Consider the following 16,111-nt stretch of genomic DNA (forward strand, 5'->3'; position numbering starts at 1 on the left):
TCAAGCTTACTTCGATACAATGGCTCTTGTATACAGATTGGAGCGATCACATGACTTTTCGTCAATTAATCAAGGGATCCCTTTTTCGTTTCGAAGAACTAAAGAATGCGAGAAATACCCCTTTTTGGAAATCTATTATCTATCTCTTAGGCTTGAGTCTGCTGCTGGCGATTCCTACCGTCTATCAAGCACTCCAAGTAATGGATCAAATCAAATCAGACAGCTTAAAGATCGTACAAAAAATTCCTGATTTTGAAATCGAAAATGGTGAAATCAAAACTGCAAAACCTGAAAAAGGCTTTATTTATCAGACCAATTCGGTCATTCTTACCTTTGATCCCGCTGGTAAACGCAGTCAACAGGATGTCGAAAAAGATTTAGTGGGAAATTATTTCAGTGTCGGTCTCTTAAAAAACGAAGCCTTGTTAGTTCTACCCGACTACGGCGGTGTTAGCTCCGCGATGTTTGGTGATAATGTATTGAAATTTTCTTACAAGCAAGAGCCTTTGAAAAATATGACCGGTGAAAAATTAAAGGCCGGACTTAAAGATTTAAAAATACCGGTATGGACACCAATTGTTATGTTGTTAGCAGGACTTTATCCTTCCTTCATTAACCTATTTGTCACATTAGTTTTTGCAGGCATTGCCGGCATGATCGTCGCTAAGCTACGCTTAAGACGAATCACCTTTTTCAAATGCTTCAAAACGATTATCTTCTGCGCTACGATCCCAACGATTTTAGCAACCATTATTTTACTTTTTCAGCCGAATTTTGACTCAAGTATCCTGGTTACCTTCATTAGCCTATTCATCTTTTTGCGAATCATTAAATATTTCCCGCAAATTCAATTACCGAACAAATAACTGCTTACGATTCCGTAAACAGTTTTTTTTCGTATTTTTTGTTAGAATAAACCAAAGATTTGCAGCAAAAAAAGAAATGAGGAGCGGACTATGGAAAAACCAATTATTTTTTTACAAAAAAAATTTCGAACAGAATTTATTCAACAAATCCGAGACATTGCTCCCGATTATCAAATCAAAACAGAGTTAAATGATAGCGAGTTCGCTAAAGTTGAAATCGCCGTTGGTTGGCAAAAACAATTCAGCCAACAACTCTTAGACAGTAAAAACTTAAAATGGGTCCAATCCATCTCAGCCGGGGTAGATTATTTACCTCTAGACACCTTTGCTCAGCAAGCTATTTTATTATCTAATAGCAGTGGGATCCATGCCCTTTCGATCAGCGAGCATATCATTGGAACATTGTTGGGCTATTATCGCGGCTTAAATCAAGCTGTAAAAAATCAGGCAGAAAACAGCTGGCAGCCGGAAAATATTCATTATGATCAACTGGCCGGCAAAAATTTACTAGTCGTTGGAACTGGCCATATTGGACAACAGCTCTCCAAATCCATTCGCAGCTTAGGTGTTCATATTTATGGAATCAATACCACAGGCCATCCAGCCGACGGATTCGTAGAAACTTACTCAATTAAAAATATGGCTAAAATTGTCCCTGAAATGGATATCGTCGTAGGAATCCTGCCGGGAACCCAGGAAACCTATCACATTTTCAACAGCCACATTTTCGAAAATATGAAAGAGTCCGCCATCTTTGTCAACGTTGGTCGGGGCGATACTCTCCATACAAAAGAATTGATCACCGCACTTGAAGCAAAGCAATTTGCTTTTGCCGCATTAGACGTCTTTGAAGAAGAGCCACTACCTAAAGAAAGTCCCCTATGGCAATTAGAGAATGTGCTAGTTACACCTCATATTTCTGGATTAACCGTTGATTTTCAAAATAAATTTATGAAAATCTTTTTAGCCAATCTGAAAAGCTATGTAGCCGATGGTTCACTGTCTGAAAACCAAGTAGAGCTAAAACGTGGGTATTAAAAAAAGTTGGACTAGTCGTCCAACTTTTTTTCGGTTTCCTTCACAATATAGACAGGACGCTTCTTAGTCTCCATGAAAATCTTTCCAATGTATTTCCCGATGATGCCAATACACAAGAGCTGTACGCCACCGATAAAAAGAATGATCGTCACGAGCGATGGCCAGCCTGCGGTAGGATCACCAAAGACCAAGGCGCGAATAATGATAAACAGCATTGCAATGCCTGAAGCGACGCAAGAAAAGGCACCGACAAAAGAAGCGATATTTAATGGAGCATCAGAAAAATTAACGATCCCGTCAATCGAATAATTAAACAATTTCCAAAAAGACCAAGATGTTTCGCCAACCGTTCGTTCACGATTTTCGAAAGAGATGTATTCTGTCTTAAAGCCTACCCAACTAAATAAGCCTTTCGAAAAACGATTGTGTTCCGTCAACTCCAACACTGCATCCACCATTTGACGGGTCATCAAACGATAATCCCGCGCACCATCCACCATTTCCGTATCACTGATCCGATTAATTAACTGATAGAATTTTTTGGCAAAGAAACTCCTTATCGGAGGTTCTCCTGTTCGGTCGGCACGACGTGTTCCAACACAGTCGATGTCTGAAGTTTCGATCATTTCGATCATACGCGGCAAAAGCTCAGGAGGATCCTGCAAGTCAACATCCATCACAGTAACTAGTTCGCCCTTTGATGCTTGTAAACCAGCATATAGAGCAGCTTCTTTGCCAAAATTTCTGGAAAAAGAAATGTACCGAACAAAATCATGTTCTCTTGCAAGCTGCCGCAAAACCTCTAGTGTTCGATCCTTTGATCCATCGTTCACAAAAATATACTCAAAATCTTGTAATACTTGTTTTTTTATTTTTTCCATCTCGACGAAAAAAAGCGGAATGGCTTCCTCTTCATTGAAGCAAGGGACTATTATTGATATCATTCAGGTCACTCCTAAGCTTGGTTAAACTCATACTTCGGTTCATCTAATTCTTCATCGTAATCAACCACTAGATCATAGCCTTTAAAAAACCACTCATCTGCTTCTTCAATAAAAAACAGCATACCATTAACATTTTCTTCAATTAATGGGCTTTCAGGTGTGTCCACTGCCATACCGACAGAAAAACCGTCATGAACCTGTGTCTTGCCATAAACTTTTCCATAAAATTTAATACCTTGACCTTCAGCTAGTTCAAGCTCTTGTTTAAACCATGTTTGTGCTTTTGAGGTAATCGTTAATTTCATCACTACTCACCTATCCATTCATTTTCTCGTCTAAATAATCGACATCTTCATCGCGGCCGATTACCACCAAATGATCGTCCTTTTGAACGACTTCGTCCGCCGCAGGTACGACAATCGGATCTTGTTTGTCCCGACGAATGGCGACAATATTTAAGCCGAAACGCTGACGAAAATCTAGCTCGTCTAACGTTTTGCCATAGAATTTTCGATTGGTTACATTAATTTCTGCCAAAGAAAATTCATCGGACAACTCTAAATAGTCTAAAATATTTTTAGAAACTAAATTATGAGCAATCCGCTGCCCCATATCTCGCTCCGGATGAACGACGCGATCCGCGCCAATCTTTTCCAGTACACGCGCATGGTACTCGTTTTGGGCCTTTGCCAAAATATTGGGCACCCCCATCTCTTTGACCATTAACGTGACCAAGATACTGGCTTGAATGTCTTCACCGATCGCTACGATGACATGATCAAAATTTCGAATTCCTAAAGAACGCAATGTCATTTCGTCTTGTGCGTTCGCCACAACCGTATGGGTCGCAATATTCATATATTCGTTTACTCGATCCTCACTACTATCAATGGCCAACACCTCTTGTCCTGATTCGATCAGAGTCCGACAAATACTACCACCAAATCTTCCCAATCCAATAATTGCAAAACTTTGTTTCATGCGCTCTCTCCTATTATTCTTTTTCGTGAATTCAGCACTCTCTGTTCACGATATCTTTTTAAGTATAACAAAGAGCGGGTTAATAAAACAGAGATGAACCCTCTATTTTATCAACCCGTGTTTAAAGGCATAGATTGCTGCTTGTGTGCGATCCTCAACTTCTAGCTTAGCCAAAATATTAGAAACATGTGTTTTTACGGTTTTCAAAGTAATAAACAATTCATCAGCAATTTCTTGATTACTCATTCCTTGGGCAATCAAGAGTAAAATTTCTTGCTCCCGATTGGTTAGTTCTTCATGGAGGACATGGCGATTACGATTGGAAAGCTGTTCCATCATCTTGGTCGTCACTTCTGGTTCTAAAACCCGCTCCCCTTTGAAGGTCGCTCGAATTGCATTCGCGATCTCATGGGCCGTTGAGGTTTTCAATAGATAGCCTGAGGCCCCCGCCTCAATTGCTGGATAGACCTTTTCATCATCAATGAAGCTAGTTACGATCAGAATTTTGGCGTCTGACCAATCCTTTAAGATTTTTTTGGTAGACTCGATGCCGTCCATGACTTCCATTACTAAATCCATCAGGATCACATCCGGTCGAAGAGCCAGCGCTTTCTCATAGCCTTCTTCACCATTCTCCGCTTCCCCAACAACTTCTATATCATTCTGGATGGATAAATAAGAAGAAACGCCTAAACGAACCATCTCGTGATCATCCACTAGTAACACTCGTATCATCCTCTGCCTCCTTGTTCGTATTCTTTTAACACATCATTTGCTGATCTCGGACACCTAACTAAGCCAACTACTCAGGCGATCCTGCAGGGACATCATTTTCTAAAGAAGCGGCAGCATCCTTCACTACCGGAACTTTGATCTCGATGCTAGTTCCTTGACTTTTAAAGCTGATTATCTTCGTTGAACCACCCACACCGGCGATTCGTTCACGAATATTTCGTAAACCGTAGCTACCTGCATGTTCATCTTTTTCTTCAAAGCCGACCCCGTCATCAATGACTCGCAATAAAATATTTTGACCAACGATCTTCAAATAGACTTCCAATTCATTCGCCTTAGCATGGCGCAAGGTGTTGGATAATAGCTCCTGGACAACGCGGAATAATTGATCCTCAATGCTAGCAGAAACTTGAATATCCTGTACATCCCATTTCAATTGGATTTGAATTTTCGTTTGTAATTCCTTTAATAATTGCTCGATCCCTTGTCTTAGACTCTTGCCTTCTAAACTGATTGGCCGCAAATGTAGCAATAATGCACGCATTTCAGACTGGGCTGCATTGATAATATCCGCTACCATCGCTAGCTGTTTTTTGTAGGGCTCCAACTCTTCGGATTGCTGAGATTGCTCATTTAACGCAGACATCATCATCATGGCCGCAAACAGTTGCTGAGAAACGGAGTCGTGGAGCTCCCGCGCCAAGCGATGCCGTTCTTCTTCAAGAATCTTTTCACGCGTCGTCCCGTCCACCATTTGAGGCAAGCTGCTTAATTGCTGCAACTCCCGCGACATACTAACCAATTTTTCTTTGATTCGTTTGATATCGTGATCGACTAAAAGCATTTCTTGATTTTGCGAAATTTTTACATCTAAGAAGGGCTGCTCATAGTTTCCAGAAGCTAAACTTTGAAGCTTCTCTTCGATTTTTCCTAGCTGTCTTTTTTCTAAAAAAGTCACTAAAAAATAAACTACGCCACTAACCGTCAAAGCAATCACGATAATATGAATGAATAACGGAATATAGAACACTCGCGCCGCAAAAAGCTGCGCTATCATCTGCTTCTTACCGATGGCATACATGTACAAGAATAGCGTCGTCAAGATCAGTAAGAAAGAAACCAATCCAGAATAGAGCGAGATTTGTAAACGGGAATACTTCCCCATCATACACGAATCACCTCGACATCTCCAACGAGTGTATTCGTGACGATCTTCAAACGCCGCGCACTTTCATCATAATCCTCGCTATACATTTTCAATGTTTCATTGCGTAGAACCTGTTGGTCATCTTCAAAATCCACCTTACCATACAATGTGGCATGTTCAAAAAGAACCCCGACACCATATGGAACCAAAATCCGTGTCCGGCCAAAGCCCTTACGAACGATCACAATACTATCTTCCTTTGGTAATAAAGTATTTCCAAGATCAACGATCGTATCACCGGCTAAAATCGCGACATTGATATCGTCCCACTCAAAAACTTGCGTGCCAATACGATCATTGCCGATCCAGCTTTGTTTTTTTCGCTCACCGTTATGACCGACAGGTTCTGTCGTTTCTACCATTACAATACTTTTTTTATTTTTGAAAGAGTGATTCGGCATGGAAATTCCTGCGACTTCAAAACCTTTCAGTCCTAAAAAGAGAACCGCAAAAATCAACATTAGCCAAGTCGCCGGACTATTGACTAAGCAGATGATCAAAATAACCGAACCTAAAATTAATTGAAATTTTTTACGTCGATCTTTTCTTAATGCCCAATAAATGTTCAATGCACCAAAAATCAGCATAATCAGCATCGCTGGGTTTGCAGATAACTGCCATAGTAAGAAAATTGCAAGCAGGGCTTCAATCACAATGAAAAAGCGCCATGGATTTTTCATTCTATTATCCCCTCCCAACCTTTTTATTTACATTTATTCTACTTTCTTTTTTCGAGGAATACTATCGGTCTTAAGTCGCAACCTAAACGATTCCATCCTCAAAGCTTGATGCTCTATCAATAGATTCAAATAAAATCGTTTGCATTTTACAATTGAAAAAAAAACAGACGGCTAGCTCATTTTATTGAATACTTTTTAAAAAAATGGAAAACTGTTTATTTTCGTACGCATACGATTTTTCTAACTTGCTAAAGCAAGAAGAAAAACTCGCAAAATAAAAGAGACGGCTAGCGTCTCTCTTATGGTTTTAGTTTTGTTCGACCTTGACGATCTTGACATCCATGTTTCCACCTGGTGTTGCGATCGTTACGACATCGCCAACACTCTTGCCAATCAATGCTTGCGCGATTGGCGAATCATTTGAGATTTTACCAGTCAACGGATCTGCTTCCGCTTTACCGACGATTGTATATTCTTCTTCTTCGTCATCCGGTAACTCAACAAACGTGACTGTTTTACCGATCGAGATTTCATCTGAATCGACGTTTTCGTTATCAATAATTTCTGCAAAACGGATCATATTTTCTAAAGTTACAATACGTCCTTCAACAAAGGCTTGTTCATCTTTAGCCGATTCATATTCAGAGTTCTCTGATAAATCGCCGAAACTGCGAGCAATTTTAATTCTCTCGATGATCTCACCACGTTTTACTGTTTTCAATTCTTCTAATTCCTGCTCTAGCTTTTCTTTCCCTTCTAGAGTCATTGGATATGCTTTTTCTACCATTTTTCTTCTCCTTCAATCAACAAAATTACGAAAGGTAATCCTTTATAGATTTAATCCACAAAAGATTACCACGTAATTACTGTATTGTAAATTGTTTATTTATCTTTATTGACATATTTTTCAACTAATTCCATATGTTCTTCATACGTCTTCGCATAATAAACTTTTCCAGTCGAAATATCTGCAACAAAGTAAACATAATCATTATCAGTTGGATCAAGAACCGCTAAAATAGCTTCCTGGCTTGGATTATCGAACGGACCAGGTCCATAACCAGTATTCTTATATAAGTTGTATGGAGAATCAACTTCCAAATCTTTGTTGTAAACAAACTCTTTGTGTTCACCTAACGCATAAAGAATCGAAATATCTGATTGCAATGGCATCCCTGTCGCGATCCGATTAAAGAAGACTTGCGCGATATTCTTACGGTCTGATTGAGTGACCCCTTCTTTTTCCACAAGTGATGCTAAGGTCATAACCTCTTGAACTGTCATGCCTTTTTCCTTGATTTGACTATAATAAGGTGTCAATACTTGATTGGTTGTATCAACCATCTGAGTCACTAGATCTTCAAGACTCTTACTCTTATGAACATTATATGTCGCTGGGAATAGATAACCCTCTAAACGATAACGAACATCTTTAGCATTGCCAGCATCGGTTAATAAATCAGGATACTGAGCTTTTAATTGATCAAAGAACTTATCATCTTTGATAACCTTGATGAAATCTTCCTTCTTAAAGTCCGTTTTCTTCGCTACAAGACTCGCAATTTGATCGACATCGTAGCCTTCCGGAATCGTTAACTTAGACGCGTCATCCAGTGGCTCGGCGCTGCCGCCTTGCTGCAATTCTTTACTAATTTGATCCAACGTCATATTAGGCGAAAATTGATAATAGCCCGCCTGAAAATTTGTTAGGTTTTTAAATTTTGTATAGAAGTTGAAAACCATGCCATCACGAATGACATCCCCATCTTCTAAGATATCACCAATTTGACGATTTGACGATCCACTAGGAACCTCTACTTGTACCAATTTTTTATCATTTCTATCAAGCGGCTTCAATCCGGCACTCACATAATTATAACCAGAAATTGCTAAAACTCCGGCAACAATTAAAATACCAATCGTTAAAATATAAACGATCTTTCGCACGACTCGATCTTCTTTGCGACGTTCTGCTCGTTTCAAGTTGCTCTCCTCACTTAAATCACCTTCATAGTCATCTTCCATATGATGCAATTCCTCAAATTTTTCGCTAATTCGATGGAAGATCGATGGTTCTTCTTCATTCATTTGACTCGTTTTTGAGGTTTCTTTAGCTTTGCCTTCTTTGTTTTCTGCTAATAGATTACTGTTCATCATCTTTTTTGAATCCGCAGAAACTGCTCCCGCTTTCTTACTTGCTTCTATGGAAGTCTCACGCTGCTGTTTTTTCGCAGCAGTCGTATTTTTTTTAATTTTTTCTTCTTGCTTTAGCTTACGTTTAGAATGTCCACTAGGTTTAGGAATAGATTCTGTTGCTGAAGGGGCAAGTTTATCCGCTAAAGGAACACTCTCTTTTGTAGGAGTATCTTTAGCAGTGATTTCAGACTGCTTAGCTGCCGCTTTCTCATCCATCTTTTTCTTATTACCAAATAAGCGCTCATAAGACGATGCTAGATCATTTTCGTCATTATTCTTCGCTTCTTTTTTAGACGTTCTATTCGTAGTTCGCGTTTTTTTTGTTGCATCAACATCACGATTGTTGCGACCCTCTTCTAAAGCCCGCATAATCTGCTCTTTAAAAGATCCCTCTTCTGAGTGTTGGTTTTGATCCTCAGACAAAAACAACTCCTCCTTACTTCATGTCATAACTTTAACCATTATACATGAAAGTAAAGAGGAGGGAAATGTAAAATTTATTTAGTTAATGAATTTATAGATTTCTTATTTGATTATATTTTTCATATAACCGATATAAATTCAATTCATATTCTTTTTTAGTATTTGTTACGACTGTATCTAAAATTAGCCCTGTAACTAACAATAATAACGAAAAGACCATCAGTCCAGATGCAAGAATAGATGAAGGAATTTTCGTAATAAAACCAGTATGGATAAATTCATTAATCACTGGTATGCCAAAAATTAAGCCAAACACAAAGAAAATGAAACTAAGTATTGAAAAAAATAGTAACGGCTTATAATCCTTAAACATTTTTAAGATAGTCAGCAAAACTTTTATCCCGTCAGAATACGTATCTAACTTCGATTCACTGCCCTCTGGACGATCGCGATAGTCAATTGGTATTTCAATTAGTTTAAACCGCTTATCTAACGCATGAATCGTAAACTCCGTTTCAATCTGAAATCCTGAGCTCATCACAGGAAAACTTTTGACAAACATCCGGTTAAATCCACGATATCCTGTCATCACATCTTTTATGTTTGCTTTATACAAACGATTAATCGAATTTTTAACCAAATTATTACCAAAATCATGAAACGCTCGTTTGTTTTCATTAAAATAGGTCCCGTTAGATAAACGATCACCAATCACCATGTCTGCTCTGCCCTCTCTTAATGAGAGAATCATTTCTTGAGCATTTTCAGCAGGATAAGTGTCATCACCATCCACCATTAAATAATAATCAGCCTCAATATCGAAAAACATTTGGCGAATCACATTTCCCTTACCTTGTCGCGGTTCTTTTTTCACGATTGCGCCAGCGCTTTGTGCAATCTCATAAGTATTATCTGTTGAATTATTATCGTAAACATAGATATCAGCCTCCGGCAACTCCTTTTGGAAATCATTGATTACTTTCTTGATTGTAAGTGATTCGTTATAACACGGAATGAGGATAGCTATTTTTTCATTGTTCATTGTTATCTCCTAAGATAGTAAACTTTTTATTATAAAATAGACCCACCGATGACCAAAACAAAAATGCTCCAATTGTACTTACTAACACCAACTCTGTAATAAATAGTGATGAAATAGCAATTGCTCCTGCAATAAGAATTTCATAAAAATAATTATCGATAACTAAATTTTTCTTTTTACTAAAACAATAGAATAGACCTTTGAAAATACTTTTTATAATAAACACAAAAAATACTATTACTCCAAGTATTCCTGTACTTGCCAATACCAAAAAGAATAAATTATGTGCAGTCAAATTGTCTCTACCCATTAAAGTATTAGGTAATCTGTCGTGAGCAAATTGAATATAATATCCTGGCGACCCACCAACTAAAGGACTTTTTTTAGCAATTTGAATCGCACTATCCCATAAATCAAACCTCATATTAGATATATCACTACTTGAAGTATCTGGCCTCTCCAAAGAAGGATGTCCAATTTCTTCATGTGCTTCTTCTTGTACCTGTTTAGACTGGCTATCTTGTTTCATACTGACAGTAGCATATATTTTAGGAATTCTCACAACTACTTTCTCAGTAAGGTTGGTAGCAATAACCAAACCAATAATAGCAATCAGAGAAAAAGATACTGCCCTTATAGTATTAAAATTAAACACTGCTTCTCTATTTCCCTTGCCCCTATTTAATATTACAAATAAAACATATAAGAAAGTAATAGCTAACAAAACAATATATGCAGTCCTAGAACCTGATAAAATGATAAATAGGTATTGGAATACAATGTTTATAATCATTAAAATTTTCAGTACAGATGGCTTTTTTTTACCATTCAACAATCTCTTTAATTCAATAAAAATAACCACCACCGAAATTACTGCCCCAAAATTAGGATCCGTAAAAATACCAAAAAGACGATTACCTAGCCAACCAATTCTGACTGGATAATACTTAAATTCAATAGGTATCTTTATACCATTTTGAACTACAAAATACCATAATGAAATAGCAATAATGAAAAACCAAGAAACGGTTAATACCCTTTCAAAATATTGATGATATTTATTAAATCCATAGTCTTTAGAAAATTGAAATACTAAAAAGAAAAAAATGGACTGCCACATTAAAAGCTTTATATTCTCAAAATAACCATATTTTATATTTATAACGCTTGAAAACAAGATGACCACTATGAATAGAGCTAACATCATATCATATTTAAAAATATTTTTTTTACATACACTAATAAGAAAATCTACTATTATTAAAATAATCCCAAAAAGACCTGCAGACCAAAACAATATTGTATCAATTATTCCCGGCAGCAAGAGATACGGCCCAATCGCACGCAGAATCAATACTATTTCAAAATAAAGAAGGTATGCACCTTTTGCTTGAAACATTCGCTTTTGAATCATTTCCATATTCACTATCTCCAAACTAGAACTCTTTTTCTAAATACTTTTTCATGCCTTTATATACATCATATTCAGGAGAAAAGCCCAATTGCTTCAATTTTTCTATAGTAGAAAAAGAATGCATTATGTCTCCTTTTCGAGCTTTTAAGTATTCTACAGGTATTTTCAGAGACAATAAGTTATCCAATATATTTATAATATCATTTAACGAAGTACTATTTCCCGTTCCAACATTATAAACTTCTCCCAATGATTTTGGGGACGTAGCTACCAATTGTAATGCCGAGATGACATCTTCAACAAAAATAAAATCTCTAGTTTGCTCTCCATCGCCAAAAACATTAAATTTAACCGTTGGATCAACTTTGAACTTCTTATACGTATTCAATAAAATTGAAATAACACCAGAATAAGGTGAAGCTGGATTTTGCTTTGGTCCATAGACATTAAAAAATCGAACCGCACTTGTAGGAATCCCATAAAGCGAATAATAATTTAGGACGTATCTTTCAGATGAGTATTTATCAACAGCATATGGGGTTAAAGGTCTTATTACAGAGTGATCTTCAGATTTTGGGAGTGTCAACTCATCACCATAAACAGCTGCTGAAGATGAGAAAACTAACCTCTTCAAGTTTTTTTGAGATTTTCTAATCAATTCTAAAATCAATAAAGTACTTTCAAAATTTACCTCGTGTGTTTTAGTTGGGTTTTCAACTGAATCAGCAACGCTAGCTATAGCACCTAAATGAAATATATAATCAAACTGATAATCAGAAAATACTTTTCTTAGCAATGTTTCACTTGTTATGCTATCAATATTTATATCAATTTTTTTAGAATTGTCCAAATTTTCTAGATTTCCCATTGATAAATCGTCAATGATTACAACTTTATTCTCCTTCTTTATTAAATGATTGGCTAAAGTGGATCCTATAAATCCAGCTCCGCCTGTTATTAGGATAGTATTATTACTTATCATTAAGTGTATCCCCTTTTCTTTTAATTCATCGATAACTCCTATCAATTCTATCAAAAAAATGATAAACTAACAACGAAATATTAGTTATGGAGGTCTTATCTTGTCAAAGCATGCTTTTTTAATCATCGCTCATCATAAACCTAAGTTATTAACCAATTTAATTAAACAGATTGATCATGAAGATAATGATATATACATCCATATTGATAAAAAATCAGATTTGAGAGAGACTCAATTTAAAACAATACCTAATAAATCTAAAATTTACTTTACGCAGCGAACTAGCGTCAATTGGGGGGGCTTTTCCCAAGTTAACTGTGAACTTGTATTATTAGCTATGGCAGTAAACAGTAATAAAAATTATGCCTATTACCATTTACTATCTGGTGTTGATATGATTTTAAAAAATCAAGAAGATTTTCACTCATTCTTTGAATTACATAATGGGAAAGAGTTTGTTCAATTTCAAAAAGAGCATATTTCAGAAATTAAATTAGACCGAGTAAAATACTTTTATCCTTTTCAGGAAATGGTTGGTGATAAAAGAACCTTTAAACAAACTGTTTATGGAGCAGTTAATGGTATTTTATTGAGGTTTCAAAAATTATTAAAAACGAGTAGAATCAGGCAATCTAATATAACCTTTCAAATGGGCTCAAATTGGTTCAGCATAACTAACAACTTCGCTAAGTATGTTGTTGAACAAATTCCAAACATAAGAAAGCAATTTAAGTACACATTATGTTGTGATGAATTGTTTTTACAAACTTTAATCGTAAATTCATCCTTTATAGATAGTCTTTATTATAAAAACTTCGATGATAGCTCAATAGGAAATCAACGCTTTATTATTTGGCAAAATAGTAGACCCATTATATTAACTACAGCTAACAAGAAAGCTATTCTAGCGAGCGACCTTTTATTTGCTAGAAAGTTTGATGATGATCTAAAGGATAATTTAATTAATACTATTATGAATCAGACAGAGGGAGTTTAGTTATGAAACGTGTAATCACTTATGGTACATTCGATTTACTACATTATGGGCACATTAATTTATTGAAACGTGCAAAAGAACATGGAGACTACTTAATAGTAGGACTTTCTACAGACGAGTTTAATTGGAATGAAAAAGGGAAAAAAACTTATTTTAGTTTTGAAAAAAGGAAGCAACTTCTTGAAGCTATCAGATATGTTGACCTAGTCATTCCCGAAAATGGGTGGGACCAAAAGGTGACTGATATACAAAATTATCATGTTGATACTTTTGTTATGGGAAATGATTGGGAAGGGAAATTTGATTTCTTAGCCAATGATACAAATGCTGAAGTTATCTATCTTCCCAGAACTCCTGAGATATCAACTAGTCAAATCAAACAGGATTTAAATAAACATACTAAATAGTTTTATCATACAGAAGTCTAGCTATTAGGTACCAGTCAAGATTCATATTATGTATTTTAAGAGATAATATAAGAAATACGATTATTAAGATGAGAATCCACCTTAATAATCGTATTTCTTAGTTTGTAGATAAATTATTTAGTTTCTATGAAGAATAATTACTCCGATCCTATTTTTTTCATGGCCCATTTAGCTGAGTATTGTTCACCCGCGGTTAAATCATATTGTATAGTCAAATAGTCTGACAATAATTCTTTTTGTTCATTGTTTAAACTGTCCGATCTAATAATTTTATTATCCTGATCAACAAATACTTTTTCTCCATTATATGTGTTAGATTCACTCGATGAAGGGTCCGTAGTAGACGAAGGAAGGATTTCTTGAACTTTGGTTAATAAAGCGTAAAAACCCGTCACTTTAATACCGGCCTGTTTTAATGCCAAAGCCGGAAAATTATACGGAGAAATAATTTCTGTGTTAGTCGTATTTTTTAATTTTTCCGTTCCAAAATTATTATTAAGAACGAAATAATCTGTTTCATGATGTAAAAGACCATATTTTTTTAAATTATTCTCACTAAAAAGCCCTGGCAAATGATCACCATACCAAATTACTGTAATTGGTTTTTGAATTTCATTAATTTTTTTAATGAAGTCGTTAACTGCCTCGTCTGTATAGTGAATTCCCTGCAGATAGGTGGTGAATGCTTCGCGGTTATTGCCATTGATAGCACTACCCTCAAATGGATAATCCAACGTGCTATAATAATTTTTTTCATAAGGTAAATGATTTTGCATGGTAGAAAGCTGAATAAAATGAGTTTTGTTTTCGGTTTCGTTAACTAGTCTCAGAACCTCTTTATATCCCGATTCATCTGATATATAAGGATTATTACCAATTTTATCAGTATACTTAAGCTTATCCTCACTATCCACATGATAAAAGTTATCAAAACCAAATTTGCTAAAAACATCTTTACGTTTGTATAAATTAGCAACATAAGGGTGGATTGCTGTTTTCCTTTCGAACAGATTAGTAATATTGGGAGAATAATTTTGTCGATCGACTAATTGAGTGTATGGTGTAGGCAATGTAGCAGAAAGATTGCTCATGTCCAGACCAGTTAATGTTTCCCACTCTATATTTGCCGTACCACCACCATATCCACTAGAAAGCATTAAGCCACCGGTAGTACTATCAATTAAATTACGAATGTATGGGATAGGATCTCTTTTGAATTGTATATTAGGAATACGCAATGGATCTGAGAAACTTTCACTCAATACAAAAATAACTGTTTGATCCTCAGACCAATCTGTTCTAGATTGATTTATTTTGAAAGCCTCACCATTATATTTGTTCATAATTTTTTCAATACTTTCTTTTGAATAATTATCAGGTTCATCCATCACCGTGATGTCAATATTGATCAAAAATTGAATGATTGGTCCGTTCATTCTTGCTCCTTGTTTTTGATCATAAAATAGATTGTTCACTTTAAAAAACTTAAATATAGTGTTTGAAATTGAGCCTTGATGATTAATCCAGAATATTCCTGAAAAAAGCAGCGACATCATCATTATTCCAATCAATCTTTTTTTTCTTCTAATTTTTATAGAATATAGTTTACTGAGTTTTTGCTGCAGGACTATACTTGTAAGTGTGAATATTACTAATAATACTACTCCAACCACAACAATAACTGGGCTGATCATATTAAAAATCTCACCTGTACCATTTAACATTGTCAAATCAGCCGGGAGTATTGGTTCTGCTCTAAGCTCTATTTTGATGATGTTAGAGATTGTCAAAATAACATCTATAAAAAATGTAAAGAAAAAAGCATACCAGAATTTTAATGAGAGAAGATACAACAGTAAAAAGAAAGTCATTATTATAATTACATTAAGCATTATAGGAGCTTGACGCAAAGTCAATACGATAGCGTAAAATATTTTGTGTAAATAGAAATTTAGGGTAGAAAAAGAGAAAGTCCATTCTGTAAAATTAAAGTTACGACACCGAAATTTTATAGGAGGACTTTCTCATGACTAATTTTACTACAGAAATTATGCAAACACTACTCAATAAAGGCGATTTAGATGAATTATTTCGGGATCATTTAGAACGAGCGATTAATTCACTTCTACAAGCAGAGCTAACTGCTTTTTTAGACTACGAAAAATATGATCGAAATGG

17 protein-coding genes are annotated in these 16,111 nt (G+C 35.7%); 5 read left to right on the top strand and 12 right to left on the bottom strand.

Features of this window, described 5'->3' with window-relative positions:
* Window positions 1-50: 50 nt before the first annotated feature.
* Window positions 51-866, top strand: coding sequence for a DUF1189 domain-containing protein (locus FFM67_RS05140; RefSeq protein ID WP_137613514.1), 816 nt, complete (start codon window positions 51-53; stop codon window positions 864-866).
* A 90-nt stretch (window positions 867-956) separates the two neighbouring features.
* A complete protein-coding gene (locus FFM67_RS05145; RefSeq protein ID WP_137613515.1) occupies window positions 957-1,904 on the top strand; it encodes a phosphoglycerate dehydrogenase in 948 nt (315 codons plus the stop codon).
* Window positions 1,905-1,915: 11 nt separating this feature from the next.
* On the opposite strand, the gene FFM67_RS05150 is transcribed toward FFM67_RS05145, so the two are convergent.
* From FFM67_RS05150 to FFM67_RS05200, 11 genes are all read right to left on the bottom strand, one after another.
* Entirely contained in the window at window positions 1,916-2,848 is a 933-nt protein-coding gene (locus FFM67_RS05150) for a glycosyltransferase family 2 protein (RefSeq protein ID WP_137613516.1), read from the bottom strand.
* An 11-nt stretch (window positions 2,849-2,859) separates the two neighbouring features.
* A complete protein-coding gene (locus FFM67_RS05155) occupies window positions 2,860-3,153 on the bottom strand; it encodes a HesB/YadR/YfhF family protein (RefSeq protein ID WP_137613517.1) in 294 nt (97 codons plus the stop codon).
* 10 nt (window positions 3,154-3,163) lie between these two features.
* Window positions 3,164-3,829, bottom strand: a complete 666-nt coding sequence (locus FFM67_RS05160; protein WP_137613518.1) for a potassium channel family protein — start codon at window positions 3,827-3,829, stop codon at window positions 3,164-3,166.
* Between the two features lie 102 nt (window positions 3,830-3,931).
* Entirely contained in the window at window positions 3,932-4,564 is a 633-nt protein-coding gene (locus FFM67_RS05165; RefSeq protein ID WP_071860927.1) for a response regulator transcription factor, read from the bottom strand.
* Between the two features lie 67 nt (window positions 4,565-4,631).
* Window positions 4,632-5,732: a sensor histidine kinase gene (locus FFM67_RS05170; RefSeq protein ID WP_137613519.1), complete on the bottom strand. Its 1,101-nt coding sequence runs from the start codon at window positions 5,730-5,732 to the stop codon at window positions 4,632-4,634.
* A complete protein-coding gene (liaF, locus tag FFM67_RS05175) occupies window positions 5,729-6,451 on the bottom strand; it encodes a cell wall-active antibiotics response protein LiaF (protein WP_071860925.1) in 723 nt (240 codons plus the stop codon). Before liaF ends, FFM67_RS05170 begins: the two co-directional genes overlap by 4 nt.
* A 307-nt stretch (window positions 6,452-6,758) precedes the next feature.
* Window positions 6,759-7,238 (bottom strand): transcription elongation factor GreA, encoded by a 480-nt coding sequence (gene greA / locus FFM67_RS05180; RefSeq protein ID WP_071860924.1) that lies wholly within the window; start codon window positions 7,236-7,238, stop codon window positions 6,759-6,761.
* Between the two features lie 95 nt (window positions 7,239-7,333).
* Window positions 7,334-8,539 (bottom strand): endolytic transglycosylase MltG, encoded by a 1,206-nt coding sequence (mltG, locus tag FFM67_RS05185; protein ID WP_371851565.1) that lies wholly within the window; start codon window positions 8,537-8,539, stop codon window positions 7,334-7,336.
* Between the two features lie 622 nt (window positions 8,540-9,161).
* Window positions 9,162-10,112 carry a glycosyltransferase family 2 protein gene (locus tag FFM67_RS05190; RefSeq protein WP_137613520.1) on the bottom strand — a complete coding sequence of 317 codons (951 nt, stop codon included), beginning with the start codon at window positions 10,110-10,112 and terminating at the stop codon, window positions 9,162-9,164.
* A complete protein-coding gene (locus tag FFM67_RS05195) occupies window positions 10,102-11,532 on the bottom strand; it encodes an O-antigen ligase family protein (RefSeq protein ID WP_246042931.1) in 1,431 nt (476 codons plus the stop codon). The genes FFM67_RS05190 and FFM67_RS05195 overlap by 11 nt, the downstream gene beginning before the upstream one ends.
* Before the next feature lie 16 nt (window positions 11,533-11,548).
* Window positions 11,549-12,508 carry an NAD-dependent epimerase/dehydratase family protein gene (locus FFM67_RS05200; protein WP_137613521.1) on the bottom strand — a complete coding sequence of 320 codons (960 nt, stop codon included), beginning with the start codon at window positions 12,506-12,508 and terminating at the stop codon, window positions 11,549-11,551.
* 100 nt (window positions 12,509-12,608) lie between these two features.
* On the opposite strand from FFM67_RS05200, the gene FFM67_RS05205 reads away from it, so the two are divergent.
* Together FFM67_RS05205 and tagD are read left to right on the top strand one after the other, a co-directional pair.
* Window positions 12,609-13,505: a beta-1,6-N-acetylglucosaminyltransferase gene (locus tag FFM67_RS05205; RefSeq protein WP_170177989.1), complete on the top strand. Its 897-nt coding sequence runs from the start codon at window positions 12,609-12,611 to the stop codon at window positions 13,503-13,505.
* A gap of 2 nt (window positions 13,506-13,507) precedes the next feature.
* Window positions 13,508-13,912, top strand: coding sequence for a glycerol-3-phosphate cytidylyltransferase (tagD, locus tag FFM67_RS05210; protein WP_137613523.1), 405 nt, complete (start codon window positions 13,508-13,510; stop codon window positions 13,910-13,912).
* A 158-nt stretch (window positions 13,913-14,070) separates the two neighbouring features.
* On the opposite strand, the gene FFM67_RS05215 is transcribed toward tagD, so the two are convergent.
* Window positions 14,071-15,825: an LTA synthase family protein gene (locus FFM67_RS05215; protein WP_137613524.1), complete on the bottom strand. Its 1,755-nt coding sequence runs from the start codon at window positions 15,823-15,825 to the stop codon at window positions 14,071-14,073.
* A 134-nt stretch (window positions 15,826-15,959) separates the two neighbouring features.
* Between FFM67_RS05215 and FFM67_RS05220 the strand changes: the two genes are divergently transcribed.
* Window positions 15,960-16,111: transposase (locus FFM67_RS05220; RefSeq protein ID WP_174784460.1), on the top strand; the 152-nt coding region annotated here is incomplete at its 3' end.

Origin of the sequence: Enterococcus viikkiensis, assembly GCF_005405345.1 — a bacterium.
Taxonomy (GTDB): Bacteria; Bacillota; Bacilli; order Lactobacillales; family Enterococcaceae; genus Enterococcus_A; species Enterococcus_A viikkiensis.